The sequence below is a fragment of the Tabrizicola sp. genome (assembly GCF_031377265.1).
Lineage (GTDB): Bacteria > Pseudomonadota > Alphaproteobacteria > Rhodobacterales > Rhodobacteraceae > JAUYQR01.
Map to the genome: position 1 here is coordinate 1 of NZ_JANMET010000339.1, position 10288 is coordinate 10288.

Here is a 10288-nt window from a genome sequence, read left to right on the forward strand (position 1 = left end):
CGCACGATCATGTCCTGGCGGCGTGCCAGCTTGAACGGCTCGATCTTGCGCTCCAGCCGTGCATTCACCCCCGCCAGCACCCGCTCCATCCTGCGGCGAAAGAACCAGCGCACCCCGGGCCCGATGATCCGGTCCAATGCCGCAATCAGGGCCAGCCCCCCCGCGACCACCAGCAACCATACCGGAATTTCCACCGTGTTCAACATCACGCCAGAGCCTACCCGATCAAAGCAATCCCGCAATCAGCTTTCATCTGTCCAAAAATATCCCGGGGGTGCGGGGGCTGGCCCCCGCTCCAACGCCGCATCGCAGCGAATTGACATTGGCATAAAATGTCCCTTATCTACCACCCAACGAAACAAAATTGCGCACCCGAGGCTCCGATGACCAAAGACGCCCCCTGGCTGTTCCGCACCTATGCCGGTCACTCCACCGCCGCCGCCTCGAACGCGCTCTAACGGGGCAACCTTGCCAAGGGGCAGACCGGGCTCTCCGTCGCTTTCGACCTGCCCACCCAGACCGGCTACGACAGCGACGATCCCCGCGCCCGCGGCGAGGTTGGCAAGGTTGGCGTGCCAATCGCCCACCTTGGCGACATGCGGGCGCTGTTCGACCAAATTCCGCTCGACCAGATGAACACCTCGATGACGATCAACGCCACCGCACCTTGGCTCATGGCGCTCTATATCGCGGAGGCCGAGGAACAAGGGGCCGACGTCGCCGCGCTGCAAGGTACGGTGCAGAACGACATCATCAAGGAATACCTGTCGCGCGGCACCTATATCTGCCCGCCCGCGCCGTCGCTCAGGATGATCACCGATGTCGCGGCCTACACCGCCGATCACCTGCCGAAATGGAACCCGATGAACGTTTGCAGCTACCATCTGCAAGAGGCAGGGGCCACGCCGGAACAGGAACTGGCCTATGCCCTCGCCACCGCCTGCGCGGTGCTCGATGATCTAAAAAGTAAAGTTTCAGCCGCCGATTTCCCCAAAATGGTCGGCAGAATATCGTTTTTCGTCAATGCCGGCATCCGCTTCGTGACCGAGCTGTGCAAGATGCGCGCCTTCACCGAACTTTGGGATGCGCTGTGCGAACACCGCTACGGCATCACCGACGCCCGCTACCGCCGCTTCCGCTACGGCGTGCAGGTCAACTCTCTGGGCCTCACCGAACAGCAGCCGGAAAACAACGTCACCCGTATCCTGCTGGAAATGCTTGCGGTCACGCTGTCAAAGTCAGCCCGCGCCCGCGCCGTGCAACTGCCCGCCTGGAACGAGGCGCTCGGCCTGCCGCGCCCGTTCGATCAGCAATGGTCGCTCCGGATGCAGCAGATCCTGGCCTACGAGACTGACCTTCTCGAATATGACGACCTGTTCGATGGCAACCCCGCCATCGACCGCAAGGTTGCCGAACTGAAAGCCAATGCCCGCGAAGAACTTGCCCGGATCGACCAGATGGGTGGCGCTGTCGCCGCCATCGGGTACATGAAATCCCGGCTGGTCGAAGCGAACGCCGACCGCATCGCGAAAATCGAGAGCGGCGAGACCACTGTCGTCGGCGTCAACCGCTTCACCACGTCCGAACCCTCACCCCTGACCACCGGCGAGGGCCTGATCATGCAGGCCGACCCGGCGGCCGAGGCCGACCAGATCGCCCGCCTGCAGGCCTGGCGAGGGGCCCGCAGCTCGGCGGCCGTCGAGGCAGCACTCGCCGCGCTGCGCAGCGACGCGCAGAGTGGCGCCAACCTCATGCCCGCCTCAATCGCCGCCGCAAAGGCCGGGGCTACCACCGGCGAATGGGCCGCCGTGATCCGCACCACTTTTGGCGAATACCGCGCGCCAACCGGCGTCAGCAACGCGCCGTCCAACCGCACCGAAGGCCTCGATCCCATCCGTGACGCTGTTGACCTCGTCTCGCAAAAGCTTGGCCGCCGCCTCACCTTCCTGATGGGCAAGCCCGGCCTTGATGGCCATTCCAACGGTGCCGAACAGATCGCCGCCCGCGCCCGCGACTGCGGCATGGCGATCCACTATGACGGCATCCGCCTTACCCCCGCCGAGATCGTCGCGGCAGCGACCGATCAGGCGGCTCACGTCATCGGCCTGTCGATCCTTTCCGGCAGCCATCTGCCACTGGTCACCGAAACCCTTGCCCTGTTGCGCGACGCGGGCCTTGGCCAGATTCCGGTCGTGGTCGGCGGCATAATCCCCGACGAAGACGCTGCAGCCCTGCGCGCGCTGGGGGTGGCCCAAGTCTACACCCCGAAGGACTTCCAGCTGAACCAGATCATGCTCGACATCGTGGCCTTGGTTGACAGCACCGCGCTGGCCGCGGAATAACACTCAGCCCCGCGCGCCAAACCGGTCGCGGTAAAACCCCGGTGCCGTTCCAACCCGCCGCGCAAAGGCCCGGTGCAACGCCGCAATGCTGCCAAAGCCGGCGCGGTCCGCCACCCGCGCCAGCGGCCAGTCCGATGTCTCCAGCATGGCCTTGGCCTGATCCACCCGTGCCGCCTCGACAAAGGCCGCCGGGGTCATCCCGGTATCCCGGCGAAAGTTGCGCAGAAAGGTCCGTTCGCTCATCCCCGCCATTGCGGCCAGTACGGGCACGCTCAGATCATCGGCAGGCCTTTGCAACACCACTTGGATCACTGACTGGATCCGCGGTGCCGCCCGCACCTGCGCTTCCAGACAGAAACTGAACTGCGATTGGCCACCCGGCCTGCGCAGATACAACAGCAGCTCCTTGGCGACATCGCGCGCCACCTCCGGCCCGCAGTCCTCTTCCACCAGCGCCAGGCTCAGATCGATCCCTGCAGTGACCCCGCCCGACGTATAAACCGCCCCGTCCCGCACAAAGATCGCATCCGGCTCCACCCGGATGTCACGCCCCAGCCCGCGCAGAAAGTGCAACGCGTTCCAATGCGTTGTCGCCCGCCGCCCATCCAGCAACCCCGCACCCGCCAGGACCAGCGCGCCGACGCAGACGCTTGCCACGCGCCGTGCGCGCCCCGCCAGCGCGCACAGATCCCTCCGCACCGAAGGCTCCACTGCGGCCCCCCGCAATGCCGCTTCGCTGCCACCGCAAACGATCAGCGTGTCGATCGGGCCGCTGTCTTGACCCAACGCCCCGTCCGGCGTCAGTGACAGCCCGGCATGCGTCCGTATTCCCGCCCCCCCCGGCGTCAGCAGCCGCAGCTGATAGCGCGCCGCATCACGGTTTGCCGCTGCAAAAACCTCCATCGGGCCCACCACATCAAGGCCTTGAACCCCGTCAAAGGCGATAACGGTGATGGCGCGGACCGGCTGCGGCATGGCGGAAAATGAGAGACCTTTGTCAGTTCACCCAATGCTATCGACGTGGCACACCCCGGTAAAGAACATCTTTCCGAAAGGTCGACCCCATGCTTTCCTGGCGCTTCCTCGCTGCATTTGCCGCTGCAGCGACCGTTTGGGCCTTTGCCCTCTGGTCTGGCCCCATCACCAATCTTCGGCCCACAACCAAGGCCGAGCTTGCCCAGACCATCACCCTGCCCGCTCCGAAAGATGGCAGAGCACGGCCCCTGATCGCGATCGTCGCCGACAATGCCGGCACCGAAACCACCGATTTTCTGGTCCCCCTTGGCATCTTGCGTGCGGCCGGCGTGGCTGATGTTGTCACCGTCTCCACCTTGTCGGAACCGGTAACCCTGATGCCCGCGTTGACCGTTCTTGCCGACATGACCTTGGACGACTTCACCGCCGCCTACCCCGCCGGTGCCGATGTCGTCATCGTGCCGGCACTGCACGACCCGAATACACCGGCCATCGTCGACTGGTTGAAGCAGCAGCACGCCCAAGGTGCCACCGTGATGACAATCTGTGAGGGTGCCTGGGTCGCCGCCGCCGCCGGTGTGCTGGATGGCAAACGCCCACCACCCATTGGTACGCGCTGAACAAGATCGCACGGCAACACCCTGCCACCACCTGGATTCGCGATGCGCGCTATGTCATCGACGGCTCCGTGATCACCACAACCGGGGTGTCGGCCTCAATTCCTGCCGCGCTGCTTTTGGTCGAGGCGATTGGCGGCACGGAAAAAGCCATCGCCACAGCTGCGGCTTTCGGGCTGACCGAATGGGGTCCGTCACACCGGACCGCGGATTTTGCCATGCCCATCGGGATGAAACTGACGGCGGCCAACAACTTCCTTGGCTTTTGGGGACATGAAAAGATTAACATGCCGGTGGCGAATGGCGTCGATGAGGTGTCCCTTGCCCTGCAGGCAGATGCCTGGTCACGCACCTACCGCTCCCGCGCGCTGGCCGTTTCCGACAAAAGCGTCGTGCACAGCAAGGCCGGGGTGGTCATCCTGACAACCCCCGCCACCGCCAACCATCTGTCACGCCCGCTGCCGGATGCGGCAGCAACCGACGTGCTGGATCAGGCGTTGCTGCAGATCGCCACCCGGTATGGCGCCAAGACCGCCGCCTTCGTGAAAACGCAACTGGAATACTGACGGGTCCCTCACCCTCTCCAAGCCCGTCAGTGGCGCGCGTTCTGCAACCGGGGCGCGCGCCCACTTTACCCAACCTACGCCCGGCAAACTGCCAAAACCACAAAGGTATCCGACCGCCCCCGCCGCCGGTGGATACGCCCACGCACCAGACCCCAAGCCTAGCTCTCGGTCGACCGTCGTGCCCGAACTTCCTTCTTCAACGCGCGCGATGGCGGGCACACCGCCTGCAGAAACGTTGCCAGCGTGCCCGACAACGTTTCCTGCTCCATCCCGTAGAACACGTTCATCCCTTCGCGCCTTTTCCAGACCAGTCCTGCCGCCTCAAGCAGCGCCAGATGCTTTGACACCGCTGGCTGCGACATCTCGAACCGCGCCGCGATATCCCCCGCACTCAGCGGCGCCTCCGAGACATAGGCAAGGATGCGCCGCCGCGTGGTCGAGGCCAGCGCCTCAAAGATCTTGTCCGCACTTGACATCCGCAAACCTTATAACTTATGAGTTATTAAGTTTATTAACTATAACCCTTCAAAGCCCGAGGTTCAAGATGTCCCTCATCGCTACTGACCGCGTGGTTCCCGCCACCGACACCTCCGCCACCGAAGGCCGCATCGTCTGGGACGCGCCGAAATCGCTGTGGTGGTTCGGGCATCTGGCGGGAACAATCATCGCCGTCACGGTTTTCCCGCAATGGGACGGCGTTGGGGTGATGCTGCTCCTGACCGCCCTCACCGTCTGCGCCGGCCATTCCGTCGGCATGCACCGCCTGCTGATCCACCGCACCTTCGAGGCACCGCTGTGGCTGGAGCGCGCGCTGGTCTGGCTCGGCACTTTGGTCGGCATGGCCGGGCCAATGGGCATGATCCGGGCGCATGACATGCGCGACTGGCACCAGCGCCAAGCCGAATGCCCGCACCACCCATCGCATGGTGCAGGGTTCTGGCGCGACGCATGGTGGCAGATGCACTGCCGGTTTGACCTCGCGCATCCGCCTCGCTTCCAGATCGAACCCCAAATCGCAGACGATCCGGTGCTGCGCCTGATCGAGCGGCACTGGATGGCGCAGCAAATTCCCCTTGCAGTGATCCTCTGGGCGCTTGGCGGCTGGGCATGGGTCTTCTGGGGCATATCTACCCGCATTGTGCTGTCACTGTCTGGCCATTGGGCAGTCGGCCATTTCGCGCACCGCCAAGGCCACCAAGGTTGGCGTATCGAGGGTCTGCCAGTGCAGGGCTACAACCTGCCCGGCCTCGGCCTCATCACCTTTGGCGAAAACTGGCACGGCAACCACCACGCCTTTCCTCATTCCGCCCGCCACGGGATCGAGCCGGGTCAGCTAGACCCCGGTTTCTGGTTCATCCGTGCGCTGGAAACCCTCGGCCTTGCCCGTGCCATCCGCCTGCCCGACAGCGCGCCACCCCGCGAAGGACTGACGCGCGTGATCCCCCTTGCAGCGCCCCGCGAACGCCTGATTAATGAGCCATGACTGCAGCGCACGTCTCCACGCAATGAAGACGCTGCGTAGACGCAAAGAAGATACCGAAAACACCCCGATTTCCGGCCATTAACCCTGTTCCCAACGAAAGCTGACCATGACCGTCCACATCGGTGCCAAACCCGGCGAGATTGCTGAAACCGTCCTTTTGCCGGGCGATCCCTACCGCGCCCGCTGGGCCGCGCAGACCTTCCTAAAGGATGCCGTCCTCGTCAACGAAGTGCGCGGTATGCTGGGCTTTACCGGCACCTGGAACGGCCACCGCGTCACCATCCACGGCTCCGGAATGGGCATGCCGTCGCTGTCGATCTACGCCAATGAACTCATCCGCGACTATGGTGCCAAGACCCTGATCCGCATCGGTTCCGCCGGCGCGCTGCCCGACCATGTCAAGGTCCGCGACGTGGTTCTGGCGATGACCGCCTCCACCGCAGGCTCCCCCTCGCGCACCATCTTCCGCGAGTTGAACTTCGCCCCCTGCGCCGATTTTGGCCTGTTGTCAGCGGCTTACAAGGCCGCCCTCGCCAAGGGCACCCCCACGCATGTGGGCGGCATCTACTCCTCCGACACGTTCTACGACGAACGCCCCGACCTGTGGCGCGAGCTTTCTCGCCACGGCTGCCTGGCCGTAGAGATGGAGGCAGCCGAGCTCTACACCGTCGCCGCCCGTCACGGTGCCCGTGCTCTGGCCGTGCTCACCATCTCCGACCACATCGTCACCGGCGAGGCCCTTCCCTCTGACCAACGCGAGAAGTCATTCGGCGCGATGGTCGAGATTGCGCTTGAAGCCGCCTTCGCCTGATCACCGTTCCGTGACACCCGTGGTATCGCGCCCGGTGTGGCATTAGCTCCAATCTGCCCCAGCAGATTGGACCCCCGATGAAAGCCGCCCGCATCCACGCCTATGGCGCCTCTTCCGAAATCCGCATCGAAGACGCCCCCCTCCCCACCTTGCAAGCCGACGACGTCCTGATCCGCGTCGTCGCCACCTCCGTAAACCCGGTCGACTGGAAGATCCGCAAGGGTTACCTGAAAGACTTCATCCCGTATGAGATGCCCTTGATCATGGGCCTCGATGTCTCTGGTATCGTTGAGAAAACTGGCCCTGCCGTCACCCGCTTCAAACCCGGCGACGCGGTCTATTCCCGCCCCGATACCCGCCGCAACGGGGCCTACGCCGAGTATATCGCCGTGCGCGAAAGCGAAGTGGTCGCCAAACCCACCACCATCAGCCATGTCGAGGCGGCAAGCCTGCCCCTCGTCTCCATCACCGCATGGGAGGCGCTTTTCACCACCGCCAACCTGTCTGCCGGTCAGCGCGTCCTGATCCACGCCGGTGCAGGCGGCGTCGGTTCCATCGCGGTGCAACTGGCCCGCGCCAAGGGTGCGCATGTGACGGCCACCGCATCGGCTGGCAAAATGGCGCTGGTCCGCTCGCTCGGCGCGGATGAAGTGATCGACTACAAATCGCAGGATTTCTCCAGCGTTGTCAGCGGGATGGATGTGGTCTTCGACACTGTCGGCGGCGATGTGACCGAGAAATCCTGGGCAGTGCTGAACCCCGGCGGCATGCTCGTCTCCATCACCCAGCAGCCATCCGAAGACCGTGCCAAGGCCGAAGGCAAGCGCGCCGGCTATGTCTTCATCGGCCCCAACGCGCCGATCCTGACGGAACTGGCCAAGATGGTCGACCTGGGCCAGGTGCGCCCGATCATCGCCGCCGAGTTCGGCCTGAACGACGCCGCAAAGGCACAGGATTTCAGCGAAATCGGCAGCGCCACCGGCAAGGTCGTGATCTACGTCGGCCATCCCTGATCCAGCCTGGGATCTTCCCATTGCGCAAGGCGCAACCCTCTGCTTCACATGGCGGACGAAGGAGTCCGCCATGCCCCACCTCGCCCACCGCCCCTGGGTCCCCGCCGATTGCGAAGCCCTGATCCAGCGCATTGCGCGTGAAACGGCCGCCCCTTCGGCCGCCGTTTTTGCCCGGATCGAGGCGCTGATAAAGGCAAACCTGCAGATCCACGACCGCGACTGTTTCAACCTCAACCCCGCCACCAACGTGATGAACCCCCGCGCCGAAGCTGCCCTGTCGCGTGGTCTGGGCTCCCGCCCGTCGCTCGGCTATCCCGGCGACAAGTACGAAATGGGGCTGGAGGCGATCGAGGAAATCGAGGTCATCACCGCCGAACTCGCGGCCGAGATTTTCGGCGCAGCCCACGCCGAGATTCGCGTCGGTTCCGGCGCGCTCGCCAACCTCTATGGCTTCATGGCCCTCACCAAACCCGGCGATGCGATCATCGCCCCGCCTCCTGCCGTGGGCGGCCACGTTACCCACCATGCCGCCGGTTGCGCGGGCCTGTACGGCCTTGTCACCCACAACGCCCCGGTCGATGCCGATGGCTACACCATTGATCTTGCAGCTCTTCGTACCCTTGCGCAGCAGGTGAAACCGAAACTCATCACCATCGGCGGCAGCCTGAACCTGTTCCCGCATCCCGTCCCCGAAATCCGCGCCATCGCCGATGAGGTGGGTGCCCATGTCCTGTTCGATGCCGCCCACCAATGCGGCGTCATCGCGGGGCGCGCATGGCCGAACCCCCTCGCTCAAGGCGCGCATCTGATGACGATGAGCACTTACAAATCCCTCGGCGGTCCTGCTGGCGGGCTGATCGTCACCAATGACGCGGCCATCGCCGAACGGCTCGACGCCATCGCTTATCCCGGCATGACCGCGAACTTCGATGCCGCCAAATCCGCCGCCCTCGCCCTGACGCTGCTGGATTGGCGGGATCACGGCACAGCCTACGCACAGGCGATGATCGACCTGGCCCGCGCCCTGTCGCAAGAACTCCTTAACCTCGGCCTGCCAGTCTTTGCGGCGGACAAGGGCGGCACGCAAAGCCACCAGTTCGCCATCGAAGCGGCGGCTTTCGGCGGCGGCCAGACCGCGTCCAAGACCCTGCGCCGCGCGGGGTTTCTCGCATGCGGCATCGGCCTTCCCGTCGCAGACGTCGCAAACGACCTTAACGGCCTGCGCATCGGCACGCCCGAACTGGTCCGGCGTGGCGTCACCCCCGCCGATGCGCCCGCCCTCGCCGCCCTGATCGCCGAGGGTCTGCGCTCCAACGCCCCCGAAACCGTGGCCCCCCGCACCGCCGCCTTTCGCGCACAGTTCCAGGGTCTGTACTACATCACCCCTTGACCTAACCGATTCGCAGAGGTCTCTTGCCCTCCCCCCAATGAAGGAGAGCATCATGAAACAGCGCCAACTCGGCCCCGGCGGCCCCATGGTTTCCGCAATCGGCCTCGGCTGCCTCTCGTTCGGCGGGATCTTTGGTGCCACGACCACCGAAGCGAGCCTCCGTTGCCTCGACGCCGCATGGGACCACGGCATCACCTTCCTCGACACCGCCAACATCTATGGTGCCGGCACCTCCGAAACCGTGATCGGCGAGTGGCTGAAGACCCGCAAACACCGCCCGGTGATCGCCACCAAGGCTGGCATCGTACCGGGGGCCAGCCGCCGCATCGACAACTCCGCCGCCTATCTGCGCGCCGAGTTGGAAGGATCGCTGAAACGCCTTGGCGTCGATCATGTCGATCTGTTCTACATCCACCGCCACGAGGCAGAGCGGCCCATTGAAGAGGTCGCCGGAACCCTCAAGTCACTGATCTTGGATGGTAAAATCGGTGGCTACGGCATGTCCGAAATTGCCCCCTACACGCTGGAACGCGCCCATGCCGTCCACCCCGTACGCGCCGTGCAGAACGAATATTCGCTCTGGACGCGTCAAGCCGATCTCGGCCTGATCCAGCGTTGCAAGACCCTCGGCACCGCGTTCGTGCCGTTCTCGCCCCTCGCGCGCGGCGCACTTGGCCACACCATGCTCGACCCCGCCACCCTGCCAAACGGCGAGTTTCGCACCCTGATCCCGCGCTTCCAGCCGGAAAACTGGCCCCGCAACAAGACCCGGATCGAAGCCTTCCGCGCCTATGCCGCCGACCGCGCGCTCAGCCCCGCCGCCCTCGCCCTCGCCTGGGTGCTGGCGCAAGGTGACCACCTGATCCCAATCCCCGGCACCCGAACGGCAGACCACGTCGCCCATTGGGCAGCGGCCGACCAGATCACCCTCACCGCCGAGGATCACCGCGAAATCGCCCGCGTGCTGCCGGTCGGCTGGGCCTTCGGTGATCGTTACAACGACGACCAGGCCGCCACGGTGGAGCGTTATTGCTGACCTGCGGCCTTCCTCTTCTGAAAATATCCTCCGGGGGGTGCGGGGGGTGGAAAAC

Annotated in this window: 9 protein-coding genes and 2 pseudogenes; 8 read left to right on the forward strand and 3 right to left on the reverse strand. The window is 64.7% G+C overall.

Annotated features, from left to right (window positions below; all coding sequences use genetic code 11):
* Positions 1-206 (reverse strand): annotated as a pseudogene (locus tag RMO18_RS18190) (glycerol-3-phosphate acyltransferase); the annotation flags it as partial.
* A gap of 177 nt (positions 207-383) precedes the next feature.
* On the opposite strand from RMO18_RS18190, the pseudogene RMO18_RS18195 reads away from it, so the two are divergent.
* Positions 384-2342 (forward strand): annotated as a pseudogene (locus tag RMO18_RS18195) (methylmalonyl-CoA mutase family protein).
* 3 nt (positions 2343-2345) lie between these two features.
* On the opposite strand, the gene RMO18_RS18200 reads toward RMO18_RS18195, so the two are convergent.
* Positions 2346-3317 carry a helix-turn-helix domain-containing protein gene (locus RMO18_RS18200; protein ID WP_309667836.1) on the reverse strand — a complete coding sequence of 324 codons (972 nt, stop codon included), beginning with the start codon at positions 3315-3317 and terminating at the stop codon, positions 2346-2348.
* 89 nt (positions 3318-3406) lie between these two features.
* Between RMO18_RS18200 and RMO18_RS18205 the strand changes: the two genes are divergently transcribed.
* Both RMO18_RS18205 and RMO18_RS18210 read left to right on the forward strand, forming a co-directional pair.
* A complete protein-coding gene (locus RMO18_RS18205) occupies positions 3407-3937 on the forward strand; it encodes a DJ-1/PfpI family protein (protein WP_309667837.1) in 531 nt (176 codons plus the stop codon).
* A gap of 68 nt (positions 3938-4005) precedes the next feature.
* Positions 4006-4500: a hypothetical protein gene (locus RMO18_RS18210; RefSeq protein ID WP_309667838.1), complete on the forward strand. Its 495-nt coding sequence runs from the start codon at positions 4006-4008 to the stop codon at positions 4498-4500.
* A gap of 158 nt (positions 4501-4658) precedes the next feature.
* Here the strand turns inward: RMO18_RS18210 and RMO18_RS18215 are convergent, their stop codons facing one another.
* Positions 4659-4976, reverse strand: coding sequence for a metalloregulator ArsR/SmtB family transcription factor (locus RMO18_RS18215; RefSeq protein WP_309667839.1), 318 nt, complete (start codon positions 4974-4976; stop codon positions 4659-4661).
* A 68-nt stretch (positions 4977-5044) separates the two neighbouring features.
* Here RMO18_RS18215 and RMO18_RS18220 point away from each other — a divergent pair, with 68 nt between their 5' ends.
* The 5 genes from RMO18_RS18220 to RMO18_RS18240 all read left to right on the forward strand — a co-directional run bounded on the left by RMO18_RS18220 (position 5045) and on the right by RMO18_RS18240 (position 10233).
* Positions 5045-5983, forward strand: a complete 939-nt coding sequence (locus RMO18_RS18220) for a fatty acid desaturase (protein ID WP_309667841.1) — start codon at positions 5045-5047, stop codon at positions 5981-5983.
* A gap of 106 nt (positions 5984-6089) precedes the next feature.
* Complete coding sequence (deoD, locus tag RMO18_RS18225; RefSeq protein ID WP_309667842.1) at positions 6090-6794, forward strand: purine-nucleoside phosphorylase; 705 nt, start codon at positions 6090-6092, stop codon at positions 6792-6794.
* Positions 6795-6871: 77 nt separating this feature from the next.
* A complete protein-coding gene (locus RMO18_RS18230) occupies positions 6872-7807 on the forward strand; it encodes an NADP-dependent oxidoreductase (protein WP_309667844.1) in 936 nt (311 codons plus the stop codon).
* Positions 7808-7877: 70 nt separating this feature from the next.
* Positions 7878-9197, forward strand: coding sequence for an aminotransferase class I/II-fold pyridoxal phosphate-dependent enzyme (glyA, locus tag RMO18_RS18235; RefSeq protein ID WP_309667846.1), 1320 nt, complete (start codon positions 7878-7880; stop codon positions 9195-9197).
* Positions 9198-9249: 52 nt separating this feature from the next.
* Positions 9250-10233, forward strand: coding sequence for an aldo/keto reductase (locus RMO18_RS18240; protein WP_309667848.1), 984 nt, complete (start codon positions 9250-9252; stop codon positions 10231-10233).
* Positions 10234-10288: the final 55 nt, after the last annotated feature.